Origin of the sequence: Hymenobacter glacieicola, from assembly GCF_014640315.1 — a bacterium.
GTDB classification, from domain to species: domain Bacteria; phylum Bacteroidota; class Bacteroidia; order Cytophagales; family Hymenobacteraceae; genus Hymenobacter; species Hymenobacter glacieicola.
Map to the genome: position 1 here is coordinate 278100 of NZ_BMGS01000005.1, position 13269 is coordinate 291368.

Below are 13269 nucleotides of genomic sequence, written 5' to 3' on the forward strand. Positions count from 1 at the left end.
CACGTAGTACTTCTCACTCCTTACTACCTACTTGTTGTTAACGGTAGTTCTGCTGGTAGAAGCGCTGATATTCCTCAGGATTCTGGCTTTGCAGCAGGAGCGGCAAGTTATCAATACTAATTAGGAGGGTTTGGTAACCCGTTCCCCGCAGCTTACTCAGCGGCGACTGAGGACCGCGCAGTTTCAGGGCGTAGCTCTGCGCAACTTTCACGCCGGGCAACGATTCGATAAGTACTACCTCTTGCCCGGCTCCCAAGGCTTGCTGCCGCACCAGCAGGTTGCTGGTTTTAAAGTAGCGGCTGTTGTAAGCGCTCAACTGCTCCAACAGGCCCGGCAATGCGGGTGCGTCCTTCGCCATAACTAGCACAACGACGTGCGCTGCAGCCGGCGTAGCCTTGTACGGCGTGCCCACTGGCGCTGTAGGAGCAGGAGCGCTGGTAACCGGAGGCGTTACGGTAGCACTGCTACCCGGCAGGGTAGGCGCGGGCACAGAAACTGGAGCCGTTCCGGCCACGCTTGCTGGTGGGGTAGCGACGGGAGGAGTAGTGAGCGGAGCCGTTTTGGGAGCAACGGGGGCCTTCTTGCCGCGGGCGCGAGCTTGGGCCGCGGCCATGCGGGCAGCTTTTGCCTCATCTACTACCGGTGGGGGCGTGACGGGGGCAGGCTGAGTAGGAACTTCCGAAGTAGGAATAGTAGTCCCTGGAGTAGCGGAAGCGGGCTGCGCTGGTTGGGGAAGCACTGACTGGGCGGGAACCGGAGAGGAAGCCGACGGCGAGGCAGCAGGTGCGGGCAGAGAAGGAGCGGACTTCGGAGCAACTGGCGCGGCGGGCGACTCATTCTCCCCGTAGAAAATCCGCATGCGGTTTTCTACCTCACCCGGCTTGAACACCGATACAACGGGTTTGTCGGTGGAGGCCAGGGCACCGGTAATCTGCCCCTCGGCTTGTTGCTTATAGGTGTTAAGCAACGTAGCGGCTTGCGGAGCCAACGGACTTTCGGGGTAGTCTTTGTAGAACTTCTCCACGGCTGCCTTGGCCGTAAGGGGTGGTTGGGTCCGAATGGTTAGCAGGGTACTGATGAAGGCCACCCGGTCGTTCAGGTCGTTTTCGGGGTATTGCTTACGCGCCCGGGCCAGCACGGCACTAGCCTTCTTAAAGTCTTGGTTCTTATAAAAGGTAAAAGCCGAGTCGACCAAAATGGCTACCTGGGCATTGGCAACAGAAGTACGCCGCAGGTATTCCGGGTCCGCTACCAGACGGGCATAGGAGGAGTTGGGATAGGTCTGGCGCAAACGCTCCGCATACCCTTCGGCCTTGCCCGAGTTATTTTGCTCCTTGTAAATCAGGTACAGAATGTAAAGCGTTTCGGGCGTGTGCGGACCCTGTGGGTAGCGGGTCAGCAGGGTTTCGTAGGTTTCCGCGGCGCGCACTGGCTCCCGGAGCTGCTGGTTGTAGATGCTACCCAAGGCGTACAAGGCTTCCTCCGTCAGGGCATCCGACTGCTTGCGCTGGGGCTCAGTAAGAGGAATGTTTTGGCGGTAGCGGTCCACCAAGGCCCGTAGCTGCACGGCCGGATCGGCTTCTGGGGTAGCCGCCGCGCCCAGGCCGCCCGCGCCATTCACGGTTGTGCTGGCGTTGCCAGCAATGCTGACGGGTACGTTGCCGCCCCGGCTGGTAACCGGCGAGCTGCTGGCTTGGCTAACCGTGCGCCAGTTATCCTGTAGGGGCCGGTCGCCCCAACGCCGAATAAAGTCATTGCGCGCGGTGCCTAGGGCAGTAGGGTTATCGAAGTACCACTTTACACCCGTGTTAGCCGCCAGAAAGTCATCAGTATTCACGTCGGGCTGCAAATCCCGGCCCGCGCTGATGCCCCCAAGGGCCTGCCCAGACCGTTGTTCTTGCCGCGCCTGTTGGGCCGCTAGTTGCTCGGCCGCCTTACGTTGGGCATCCACTTCCGCTTGGGCATACGCCGTCAGGCGGGTGCGGAGGGTTGCAGAATCCAGCCGGGCCAGGGCTTGCAAGCTGTCCTGCGTTTCTACAATGGTGAGTTGCTGAGCAAAGTCCTTGAGAATAGCGGCTCGCTCAGCAATGGCAGCGTACTCCGGCGCCTCAGGGGGCAAGGCCTGCACGGTGCTGTCGTAGTAGGCGGCGGCCAGCCGATACTTCTGCAGGTTCTCGTAGTAAATCCGGCCGCTGAGCAAGTACACGTACGACTTCTGCACCCGGTTGGTAGACGGAGTGCGGGCGGCTTTCTGCAGTAAAGCCAACGCCTCCGGGTAGCGCTGCTGGCGGTACTCCAGCCGCCCCATTTCGTAATAGATTTTGTCGCGGTACTCCTTATTCTTGGTGTCCTTGAGCAGCTTGGCGAAGTACTTGTCTAGCCGGGCGCGGTCGGTCTGGTTTAGGTCCGACACTTGCCCTAGCATCAGCTTGCTGAAGAAGTCAAGCTCGTAGGGTGGGTTCTTTTTTAGAATCTGGTTGAGCTGCGCGTAGGCCTTCTTATCCTGCCCTTGAGCCTGGTACAGCTGGGCCAGAATGTAGCGGGTGCGCGACTGCTCGTTTTTCGGCTCAATGTAAGGAATGGCCTTTTCCAGGTTCTCGATGGCTCGGGCCTGCTCGCCCGTGAGCAGGAAGAACTCGGCTCGGGTCAGAAATAGCTCGCGCGCGTTACGCTCCGTGCCCTGCTCTTTGTCCAGCAAATCCGACACGGCCGCCGCGTTTTCCAGCTCTTTCGTTGCCAGAAAGGTGCGCATCAGCCAAATCAGGGCCTCGTGGCGGGCGTTGCTGTCCTTGCTAGTCGTGTTGATGTACTTAAAGGTCTTGGCCGCGTCCTCATACTCACGCTTGTAATAGCGGGCCTTGCCCACTAGCAAGTAGCTGTCATCGGTCCAGTCGGAGCCTGGCCGGTGCTGAATGGGCAGGGAGGCTTTCTTGATGATGTCGTCCAGGTCGGCCGTAACCGTAGTTACGGTGGCATCAGTCAGGGTAGGGAAAAGCGGTAAAACGCGGTTGTAGTCGTTAACGCGGGCCTTATATAAGGTAGCTTCCGTCGCTAACATTTTCTCGCGGGCCAGGAAATACGCATTGTCGCGCGCCACCACATTATCGTAAGCGTGCCCAATCAGGGACGGACGCTCGGAAGCGCACCCAGCCAGACCAGCCGCCAGCAGGAGGAAGGCAGCGGTGGGCGCGGAAAGCAGGCGCAAAAGCGAAAAAGTTGTCGTCGTCAAAGCAGCGAAGAGCTCAGGGCGAAAGGTGCAGACAGAAAACACAGCGGCCCGGCCGAATCGTTCGGCCGCCGGGCGTTTCCCACAACGTAGCAGGTTAGGTAAAAGTACAGGTTTCTGCCCGGACCCATCATTCTCAACAGCCCGGGGCCAACTCCTAACGTTGCGCCGCGTAGTTTTGCACTACCTACCGCCGCCTCTGCCTTATGCCTACTCCCACGCCGCCGCCACCCCGGCGCCCCGACTCCGAGGGCAATTCCGACCGAATGCGTGCCGTAGCCCGCTATTCCGGCATTGCGGCCCAGATGATGGCAACCATTGGCCTGAGCACCTGGGCTGGCTACTGGCTCGACAAGCACTTTCAAACCAAAACGCCCTGGTTCACGCTGAGTCTGATGCTGCTGGGGTTATTTGCGGCTTTATACAATGTCATCCGTTCCGTGACTAAGGAATAGTAATGGCTGGGTACCCAACCACGATTGCCATTTCTGAGTTGGAGCAGGTTCTGTTTCTGGCTATGGAGGCACTTAAGCAGCAGTACGGGCCGCTAGGACATATTCCGCTTGCGCAGGATTTCTATTGGGATATTCCCGGGGAACAACTCTACACGATAGAACAGGAACCGGCTGACCTGACCATTGGCCAACTCAGCGAGGATAGCCAGTTTATAAAAGAAGGCTTGGCAAGAGGCATCGTAGGCTTCGACCTGTTGAAGGCTTCTCATCTGCTCCGCTACATCAGCCATACGCACCCTACCCTCCACTTGCCGTGAAGCCTTTCCTACGTCCCTATCTGCTCTTCTGCCTGCTAACCGGAGCAATCCTGTACGCCCTCTACAGCCAGTTTGGGCCGCGCGTTATCCATCCGTTCACGCCTTATACCTTTGCCTTCTTTGCCATCCTGACGTTCCTGACCTACCGCGTCACGGCCCGGCTGGTGCAGGCCAACCCCGATAATTTTATGGTGGCCTACTTCGGGACGATGGTGGTACGGCTGCTTTTGTCCCTTACGCTGGTGCTGGTGTACCTTTTCCGGGGCGGCGGCAAGGAAGGCGACGCGCGTTGGGCCTTCCTCGGGAGCTTCTTCATCCTGTATTTTCTCTTTGCCGGGTTTGAAGTCTGGAGCGTTCTGAGTAACTTGCGCCCGTTTTCAAAACCGGGTGAAAATGCAAAATGAAGATTTTGTAAATATAGCCCTAAGCCCCTCTGAATGAAGCGCTTACTTTTAGCTCTCTTCTGCTTCCTATCGTTCTCGGTGTATGCCAACGAACCGGCGGCCACTACCGCAGAAGCCACCGATACGGAGGACTTCAAACCCGGTGAGATGATTTTGCACCACATCGGGGACGCCCACGAATGGCATTTTGCTACCCTCGGCAGTGAAGAGCACGGTACGCACCTCACTATTCCGCTGCCCGTTATTGCCTACCGCCCAACGCAAGGCCTGAGCGTATTCTCTTCTTCTCGCTTGGCGGAAGGCAAAGTGTACGACGGCCTGAAGCTGGAGCACGAGCACCTGGAGTCAGAAGATGGTAGCAAGGTATACGATTTCTCGATTACCAAAAATGTAGCCTCCCTGATGCTGAGCGCCGCGTTGCTGCTCCTGGTTTTCACGGCCGTAGCCCGGGGCTACGCCAAGCGCGGCAGTGGTGCTCCCCGCGGCATTCAGTCTTTCTTTGAGCCCATCATCGTGTTCATTCGCGACGAGGTAGCCAAGAAGTCGATTGGCCCGAAGTACGAGCGGTACATGCCCTACCTGCTGACGATCTTCTTTTTTATCTGGTTTAATAACCTGCTGGGTTTGCTGCCCGGTGGCGCTAACCTCACCGGTAACATCGCCGTTACCCTGACCCTGGCCGTCCTGACGCTGCTCATCACGCTGTTCAGCTCCAACAAGAACTACTGGCACCACATCTTCGCTACGCCCGGCGTACCGAAGGCGCTGCTACCCATCATGATTCCGGTAGAAGTGATTGGCATCTTCGTGAAGCCCTTCTCCCTGATGGTTCGTTTGTTCGCCAACATCACGGCTGGCCACATTGTAACCCTGAGCTTTATCTCGCTCATCTTCATCTTCCGCAACATTGGTGTTGCCCCGGTTTCGCTGGCATTCGGCTTGTTCATTAATACGCTGGAATTGATGGTGGCCATCTTGCAGGCGTACATCTTCACCTTGCTGACGGCCATGTACATCGGCGGCGCGGTAGAGGAGCACCACGACGCTGATTACCAGATAGGTGGGGGCGATGGTGCCGAGCAAGCCCACGCCCACGGTCACTAAGCCTTTCTCACCCCCTGATTTTTTTGTTTTTCATTCCCCACAAACCTCTTTTTTATGCTTCTTTCTCTGTTGTTGCAGGCCATTACTAATTCTGCTGGTCTGGCCGTATTCGGTGCTGCTATTGGTGCTGGTCTGGTTGCTCTGGGTGCCGGTCTGGGCATTGGTCGTATCGGTGGTCAGGCTATGGAAGCCATTGGTCGTCAGCCGGAGGCTTCGGGCAAGATCCAAACTGCCATGCTGATCGTAGCCGCTCTGATTGAAGGTCTGGCGCTGTTCGCAGTAGTAGTCTGCCTGCTGATTTCGTTCAATCTCTAGGAATAGAGGTAGTACACGAGCAGCCCGCTGCGCGCGTCGCTTCAGCGCACGGCGTAGCGGGCTGTCTTGGCTTTTCCGGTACCAGCCGGTGCGGCTAATCTAAGGCGGAACTTCCGCCTCGGCCGCCCGGGTTACCGGTACCTATCCCTCACTACCTACTAGTTTCTACGATGCAAATTGTAACGCCCGAATTTGGCCTTATCTTTTGGCAGCTAGTGATTTTCGGCATCGTGCTGCTCTTGCTGCGCGCCTTTGCCTGGAAACCAATTCTTAGCTCGCTGAAAGAGCGTGAAAGCTCAATCGAAGGTGCGCTGCGCATGGCCGACCAGGCCAAGCTCGAAATGCAGCAGCTGAAGGCAGGCAACGAGAAGTTGCTGGCTGAAGCCCGCATGGAGCGCGACCGTATTCTGAAAGAAGCCACCGACGTTTCTAACCAGCTCATCGAGCAGGCCAAGAACAAGGCAACTGAAGAAGGCAGCCGCATGATTGTGCAGGCGCGCGAGGCCATCCAGAACGAGAAAAATGCCGCTTTGGCCGAAGTGAAAAACACCGCTGCCAAGCTCTCCATTGATATTGCCGAGCGCATCTTGCGCCGCGAACTGGCCGACCAGCCAGCCCAGCAGCAACTCGTGGACTCGTATCTGCAAGAAGTGAAATTGAACTAAGGAGCCAGGAGCGAGAAGCTAGAAGCGAGAAGGCGTTTAACGCGGGTCTGCTTTCCTAGTTTCTGGCTCCCAGCTTCTCAACTTCTACTAAGAATGTCTGAACTACGAGTTGCCTCCCGCTACGCAAAGTCGTTGCTGGATCTGGCCGAGGAGCGCGGCGAGCTGGAAGTGGTAAAGCAGGACATGGACTTGTTCAGCAAAACGCTGACCGAGAACCGTGAGCTGCGCCTGCTACTCCGCAACCCCATCGTGAAGCACGACAAGAAGCTTGCTATCCTGCAGGCAGTGTTTGGCGGTAAAGTGTCGGCCCTGACGGAGAAGTTTTTCTCCATCGTAACCCAGCACAACCGCGAAAGTGCGCTGGAGTTTATCGGCTCCGAGTTTCTGACCCAGTACAACCTGCTGCGCGGTATGCAGGCGGCGGAAGTAACCACCGCTACCCCGCTAACTGAGGAGCTGCGTGAACATCTCCGGCAGGTAGTGCGTCAGCAATCCGGCCTGGCCGATGTTACCCTCACGGAAAAGGTAGATGCCTCGCTGATTGGTGGCTTCGTGCTGCGCATCGGCGACCGGCTGATCGACGACTCCGTGAGCTACCGGTTGCGCAAGCTGCGCAACGAATTCTCGAAGAATCCCTACCAACCCCAACTATAACCCACCATGGCAGAAGTACGTCCGGATGAAGTATCCGCCATTCTGCGGGAGCAGCTGTCCAACTTCAAAACCGAAGCCGAACTCGAAGAGGTTGGTACGGTTCTGCAGGTAGGCGACGGTGTAGCCCGCATCTACGGCCTGGGCAAAGCCCAGTCGGGGGAATTGATTGAATTTGAAAACGGGCTCCAAGCTCTCGTGCTTAACCTGGAAGAAGACAACGTAGGGGCCGTAATGCTCGGCGACTACTCTGAAATCCGGGAAGGCGCTACGGTACGTCGTACCAATAAAATTGCTTCCATTCAAGTTGGTGACGGCATCATCGGCCGCGTGGTAAACACGCTGGGTCAGCCCATCGACGGCCGCGGCCCCATCCAGGGTGCTACCTACGATATGCCCCTGGAGCGTAAGGCGCCCGGTGTAATCTACCGTCAGCCGGTAAACGAGCCCATGCAGACCGGTATCAAGGCTATCGACGCCATGATTCCAATCGGCCGGGGCCAGCGCGAGCTGATCATCGGTGACCGTCAGACGGGTAAGTCGACGGTAGCTCTGGACGCCATCCTGAACCAGCGCGAGTTCTATGAGCGTGGCGAGCCGGTTTTCTGCATCTACGTAGCTGTAGGCCAGAAAGCTTCGACAGTAGCCCAGGTAGTAAACGCCCTGACCAAGGGTGGCGCCATGGACTACACGGTCGTGGTGTCGGCTTCGGCCTCTGACCCGGCTCCCATGCAGTTCTTTGCTCCCTTCACGGGCGCGGCCATCGGCGAGTTCTTCCGCGACACGGGCCGTCCGGCCCTAGTCGTGTACGATGACTTGTCGAAGCAGGCCGTGGCCTACCGCGAAGTGTCCCTGCTGCTGCGTCGTCCTCCCGGACGTGAAGCCTATCCCGGCGACGTATTCTACCTGCATAGCCGCCTGCTGGAGCGCGCCGCGAAGATCAACGCTTCCGACGCCATTGCCCAGGACATGAACGACTTGCCCGACAGCATTCGTCCGCTGGTGAAAGGCGGTGGTTCGCTGACGGCTCTGCCCATCATCGAAACCCAGGCGGGCGACGTTTCGGCGTATATCCCGACCAACGTAATTTCGATTACCGATGGCCAGATCTTCCTTGAAACCAACCTCTTCAACTCGGGTGTGCGTCCCGCTATCAACGTAGGTATCTCGGTATCGCGCGTAGGTGGTAACGCCCAGATCAAGTCGATGAAGAAGGTAGCCGGTACCTTGAAGCTCGACCAGGCGCAGTTCCGCGAGCTGGAAGCCTTCGCCAAGTTTGGCTCGGACCTCGATGCCTCGACCAAGCTCACCATTGAGCGTGGCCGTCGTAACCTCGAAATCCTGAAGCAGCCCCAGTTCTCGCCTCAGAAGGTAGAAGATCAGGTAGCCATCATCTACGCCGCTACCAACGGCCTGCTGGACCTTGTTCCGGTGAACCGGGTGCGCGAGTTCGAGAAGGAATTCACCCAGGTGATGAACACCCGCCACCCCGAGGTGCTGAAAGGCCTGAAGGCTGGCAAGCTCGACGACGAGACGACCGGCGCTATTCGTCAGGTTGCCAAAGATCTGTCGGCGGTGTACGCTTCTAAGTAATTAATAATTAAGAATTAGTAATTAAGAATTGAGGGTTGCTGCTCAGACGAAGGTTCGTCAGGCCCGGCAATTCTTGATTCTTAATTATTAATTACTAATTCAATCTCATGGCTAGCTTAAAAGAAGTTCGGAGCCGCATTACGTCGGTGCAAAGCACGCAGCAAATCACCAAAGCCATGAAAATGGTAGCGGCGGCCAAGCTGCGTCGGGCCCAGGACAACATCCTGCGGATGCGTCCCTACGCCCAGCGGCTCAATAGCATTCTAGGCAACCTGACGGCTTTGGCTGGCGAGGATGTAGTGAGCGAATACGCGGAGCAGCGTGATGTGCGCCGGGTACTGATTATCGCCATTACCTCCGACCGTGGCCTGGCCGGCGCGTTCAACAGCAACGTGTTCAAAGGCGCCAATGCCGTGATTCAGGAACGCTACGCGGCCCAGGCCGCGGCGGGCAACGTGACCGTAATGGCCATTGGCCGCAAGGCGCACGATTACTTCGGGAAGCGGGTGCCGCTGCTGGGCGACTACCAGCACGTGTTCACCAAGCTTTCTTTCGACACCGTGCGGGAAGCGGCTGAACAGGCCATGGACGGCTTCCGGGCCGGCCAGTACGATGAGGTTATGATGGTGTACAACGAGTTTAAAAACGTTGCTACCCAAATCATCCGGACCGAGCAGTTGCTGCCATTGGTGCCCACTGAGCAGCCCGCAAACGCGCCCGCTACCTCGAACGTGGACTATATCTTCGAGCCCTCGAAGGAGGAAATCGTCCGGACCCTGATTCCGCAGTCGCTAAAGGTGCAGCTGTACAAGGCCGTGCTGGAAAGCAACGCCTCGGAGCACGGCGCCCGCATGACGGCCATGGACAAGGCCACCGATAACGCTGGTGAGCTACTCAAGCAACTGAAGCTGACCTACAACCGGACCCGTCAGGCCGCCATTACCACCGAGATTCTCGAAATCGTAGGTGGGGCTGAGGCCTTGGCTGCCAGCCGGTAAGGATACTGCTTTTACATTACCCAAAAAGCCCGCTTCTGAAAGGAGGCGGGCTTTTTTCTTGTGTGCTTGGCTGCGTGGGTGTGGTTAAGCTGCTACAGCTTCATGTACTGCCGCTTGGCCAGTTCCTTGCTAGGCTTGGGGGTAGGCGGGTTTTGCTCCAGCAGCTCCAAAATGTGCTGGGGAGTTATTTCGGTGAAGTCTTTGATGACGCGGAGCGGAGCCTGGAACTGCTCGGGCTTGAGGGTGGTGCTGAGGGCAATGCAGCGCATCCCGGCTTTATAGGCGGCCTGCTCGCCCATAAGGGCGTCCTCAAAGACCAGGCAGCGCTCGGGCGGAATGCCCAGCTGCCGCGAGGTGGCAGTGTAGGTGTCGGCGTGGGGTTTGCCGCGCTCCACGTCGTCCTTGCCCACTACCACGTCGAAGAAGCGGCGCAACTCCAAGTGGTCGATGATGTAGCTGATGGTGTCGGAAGCGGAGCCGGTGCCCAGCCCGATTTTAAAGCCGGCCTCCCGGGCATCTTGCAAAAACCGGCTCAGGCCCGGTGTTTCCTTACGCTTATCCCAGTACAGCACCCGGTAAAGGAACTCGCGTTGGGCGGCGTACTCCTTTAGCTGTTTTTCGGGCACGGGGTTGGTAAAAACGGTTTCCAGAATTTTGCTGGCGGGCATACCGTTGAGGCGGTCCAGCAGGCGGCGGGCGTTGGTAGTCAGGCCTAAGTCGCGAAACAGTAGCTGGAAAGCCTTGGCCTGGGTAGGCGTATTATTGATAAGGACGCCGTCCATGTCGAAGATGAGGGCGTAGGGCTGGGAGCTGGAAGTCATAAGGAGAGGGGAGGGGTAGGGCTGGCCGGTTAGGGGTAAGGTGTTAGCCGGTAATCAGGCGGGATGTCGTTGGAATGCTTAGTGTTGCCTACGCGGCTGGGGCGGTTTTGGCTGCGGACGAGCTGATTCCCCGGCCAGTCGGGTTATCTTTGCGCCCGCCGAATCTGCCGTTGCCCGCCGGGCTGGGGCACAACCTCCTTTCCGCTTTGAAGAAAAAAAGCCTGAGCTTCTTGCTGGCCGCCGCGCTGGCCCTGCCCACCCTCGCGCAGAAACCTGGTAAACCCCTGGACCGCCCCAAGCTAGTGGTAGGGATTGTGGTGGACCAGATGCGCTACGACTACCTCTACCGTTACTGGAATAAGTACGGCCGCGGTGGGTTTCGCCGCCTGCTGGGGGAAGGCTTCAGTTACGAAAATGCCCATTATAACTACGTCCCGACTTACACCGGGCCGGGCCACGCCAGCATCTACACGGGTACTACCCCATCGGTGCACGGCATCGTGGGCAACAACTGGCTGGTGCGCGAGGAAGGTAAGGGCACATATGTGACCGAAGACAAAACGGTGCAGGCGGTGGGGGGCTCGGCGGCGTCCGGGCAACAGTCGCCGCGCCACATGCTCACTACCACCATCACCGATGAGTTGCGGCTGGCCACTAACTTTCAGAGCAAGGTTATTGGCGTGTGCATCAAGGACCGGGGCTCCATTCTGCCGGCTGGCCACGCGGCCAACGCCGCCTATTGGTACGACGGGGGCAACGGGGCCTTTATCACCAGCACCTTTTACACCCAGCAGCTGCCGGCGTGGGTAGCAAAGTTCAATGCCGAAAACCGGGCCGCCAAGTACCTGGATCAGGCCTGGACCACGCTGCTACCCATTGCCCAGTACACGGAAAGCTCGCCCGACGATGTGACCTGGGAGGGCGCCTTCAAGGGGGAAGCCAAGCCCGTGTTTCCGCACGATTTGCCAGCCCTGAGCGCGGCGCCCACCACTGCGGTAAAAGGCAACATGGAAGCGGCCGGCGAAAAAGCCCCTACTGCTACCCCTCGTAACCTGGACCTGATTCGCTCCACGCCCTTCGGCAACTCCCTGACCCTGGACTTTGCTCTGGAAGCCATGCGGGCCGAGCAGTTGGGGCAGCGCGGCCAAACCGATTTTCTGGCCCTGAGCTTTAGCAGCACCGACTACGTCGGCCACCAATTTGGGCCGAACTCCATCGAAGCCGAAGACACCTACCTGCGCCTGGATCAGGACTTGGAGCGCCTGTTTGCCTACCTCGATAAAACGGTAGGCAAAAAGCAGGCGTTGGTATTCCTAAGCGCCGATCATGGGGCAGCCCACTCGCCTAATTTCCTCATCGACAAGAAAATTCCGGCCGGCTCCGTGGGCCCGGGCCTGATGCGCGACTCCTTGCAGCAGCAGCTGGTGCGCCTGCACGGGCCCGGCAAGTGGGTGCTGAGCTACGAAAACCAACAGGTATACCTGAACCGCCCGCTGCTGCAGGAGAAAAAACTCGACCTCTACCAGATGCAGCGCGAGGTAGCCGGTATTATGCTAGGTTACGCGGGCGTTACGCGGGCCCTGGCCGCCGAGGACGTGCAGAAGTCGCACTGGGAAAGCGGGATGCTGATGTACCTGGAAAACGGCTACTTCCCCAAGCGCTCCGGCGACGTGATGGTGATTCTGGAGCCCGGCTGGCTGGAATCCTACCAGTACCCCATCAACAAAGGCACCACCCACGGCTCCTCGGGCTCGTATGATACCCACGTGCCCGTAGTATTCTGGGGCTGGCACGTAAAGCACGGACAGTCATCGGCTCCGGCAAAGATTACCGATATTGCGCCCACATTGGCCCGCTGGCTTCACATTCAGGAGCCCGACGGGTGCACCGGCCAACCGCTGCCAGAAGTCCTGGGTTGGTAGCGGAAGTCAGCCAGTTTGATAACTACTTTACCGGTAGGTATCTAAACTGGCGGCTTGCCGTTTAAACAGCACAAACGTTCATTTACAACGACCAGCGAACGGGGGCATTCCCCGTTCCGATATTTCTCTCACATGGCCCATTTTAACCCCTGGCACGACGTAGAGCGTGGCGAAGACGCTCCCAAAGTTGTAAACGGCATTATCGAAATCCCGAAAGGCTCGAAAGGCAAGTATGAGCTGGACAAAGACAGCGGCCTGCTCAAGCTGGATCGGGTGTTGTTCTCGGCCGTGCACTACCCGGCTGCCTACGGCTTCATCCCGAAAACCTACTGCGACGACAAAGACCCGCTGGATATTCTGGTGCTTTGCTCCGTTGACATTGTGCCGATGTGCCTGGTAGACGCCAAAGTAATTGGCGTGATGCAGATGATTGACCAGGATGAGGAAGACGACAAAATCATTGCCGTGGCTGCCAACGACGTGTCGGTTAACCACTATAACGATATTGCCGACCTGCCGCCCCACACCCTGCTGGAAATGCAGCGCTTCTTCGAGGACTATAAAGCCCTGGAGCACAAGCAAGTAAGCGTAGAGCGCTTCATGGGCCGCGAAGATGCCTACCGCATCATTGAGGACAGCATCAAATTATACGAGGAAACCTTCCCCAAAGGCAACCCCCAGAACCAAGTTGACGTACAAGAGGCCCTGAGCTAATCTGAATACACAACCTCTCTACACCCCCAGCAGCGCCCGATGGTCTACCTGACCGTCGGGCGCTGCTGCGTTTGGGAGGCCAGG

At 58.0% G+C, this 13269-nt stretch carries 13 protein-coding genes; 11 read left to right on the forward strand and 2 right to left on the reverse strand.

Annotation, left to right across the window (positions count from 1 at the left end; genetic code table 11):
* Window positions 1-37: 37 nt before the first annotated feature.
* Window positions 38-3229, reverse strand: coding sequence for a type IX secretion system periplasmic lipoprotein PorW/SprE (gene porW / locus IEW18_RS11175; protein ID WP_188557931.1), 3192 nt, complete (start codon window positions 3227-3229; stop codon window positions 38-40).
* 203 nt (window positions 3230-3432) lie between these two features.
* Here porW and IEW18_RS11180 point away from each other — a divergent pair, with 203 nt between their 5' ends.
* From IEW18_RS11180 to atpG, 9 genes are all read left to right on the forward strand, one after another.
* A complete protein-coding gene (locus IEW18_RS11180; protein ID WP_188557932.1) occupies window positions 3433-3681 on the forward strand; it encodes an AtpZ/AtpI family protein in 249 nt (82 codons plus the stop codon).
* A 62-nt stretch (window positions 3682-3743) separates the two neighbouring features.
* Complete coding sequence (locus IEW18_RS11185) at window positions 3744-3998, forward strand: hypothetical protein (protein WP_229728703.1); 255 nt, start codon at window positions 3744-3746, stop codon at window positions 3996-3998.
* The gene (locus tag IEW18_RS11190) at window positions 3995-4402 is read left to right on the forward strand and encodes a hypothetical protein (protein WP_188557934.1); all 408 of its coding nucleotides are present in this window, start codon (window positions 3995-3997) and stop codon (window positions 4400-4402) included. The genes IEW18_RS11185 and IEW18_RS11190 overlap by 4 nt, the downstream gene beginning before the upstream one ends.
* Before the next feature lie 33 nt (window positions 4403-4435).
* Window positions 4436-5506 (forward strand): F0F1 ATP synthase subunit A, encoded by a 1071-nt coding sequence (atpB, locus tag IEW18_RS11195; protein WP_188557935.1) that lies wholly within the window; start codon window positions 4436-4438, stop codon window positions 5504-5506.
* A 54-nt stretch (window positions 5507-5560) separates the two neighbouring features.
* Window positions 5561-5821, forward strand: a complete 261-nt coding sequence (gene atpE, locus IEW18_RS11200) for an ATP synthase F0 subunit C (RefSeq protein ID WP_019946527.1) — start codon at window positions 5561-5563, stop codon at window positions 5819-5821.
* 170 nt (window positions 5822-5991) lie between these two features.
* Window positions 5992-6486, forward strand: coding sequence for a F0F1 ATP synthase subunit B (locus IEW18_RS11205; RefSeq protein WP_188557936.1), 495 nt, complete (start codon window positions 5992-5994; stop codon window positions 6484-6486).
* A gap of 93 nt (window positions 6487-6579) precedes the next feature.
* Complete coding sequence (gene atpH, locus IEW18_RS11210) at window positions 6580-7140, forward strand: ATP synthase F1 subunit delta (RefSeq protein WP_188557937.1); 561 nt, start codon at window positions 6580-6582, stop codon at window positions 7138-7140.
* 6 nt (window positions 7141-7146) lie between these two features.
* The gene (gene atpA / locus IEW18_RS11215) at window positions 7147-8730 is read left to right on the forward strand and encodes a F0F1 ATP synthase subunit alpha (RefSeq protein ID WP_188557938.1); all 1584 of its coding nucleotides are present in this window, start codon (window positions 7147-7149) and stop codon (window positions 8728-8730) included.
* Window positions 8731-8837: 107 nt separating this feature from the next.
* Window positions 8838-9728: an ATP synthase F1 subunit gamma gene (gene atpG, locus IEW18_RS11220; protein ID WP_188557939.1), complete on the forward strand. Its 891-nt coding sequence runs from the start codon at window positions 8838-8840 to the stop codon at window positions 9726-9728.
* 92 nt (window positions 9729-9820) lie between these two features.
* Here the strand turns inward: atpG and IEW18_RS11225 are convergent, their stop codons facing one another.
* Window positions 9821-10549, reverse strand: a complete 729-nt coding sequence (locus tag IEW18_RS11225) for an HAD family hydrolase (protein WP_188557940.1) — start codon at window positions 10547-10549, stop codon at window positions 9821-9823.
* Window positions 10550-10755: 206 nt separating this feature from the next.
* Here IEW18_RS11225 and pafA point away from each other — a divergent pair, with 206 nt between their 5' ends.
* Both pafA and IEW18_RS11235 read left to right on the forward strand, forming a co-directional pair.
* Window positions 10756-12471 carry an alkaline phosphatase PafA gene (gene pafA / locus IEW18_RS11230; protein WP_229728704.1) on the forward strand — a complete coding sequence of 572 codons (1716 nt, stop codon included), beginning with the start codon at window positions 10756-10758 and terminating at the stop codon, window positions 12469-12471.
* Window positions 12472-12603: 132 nt separating this feature from the next.
* On the forward strand, window positions 12604-13185 hold the full coding sequence (locus IEW18_RS11235; protein WP_188557942.1) for an inorganic diphosphatase: 582 nt from the start codon (window positions 12604-12606) through the stop codon (window positions 13183-13185).
* Window positions 13186-13269: the final 84 nt, after the last annotated feature.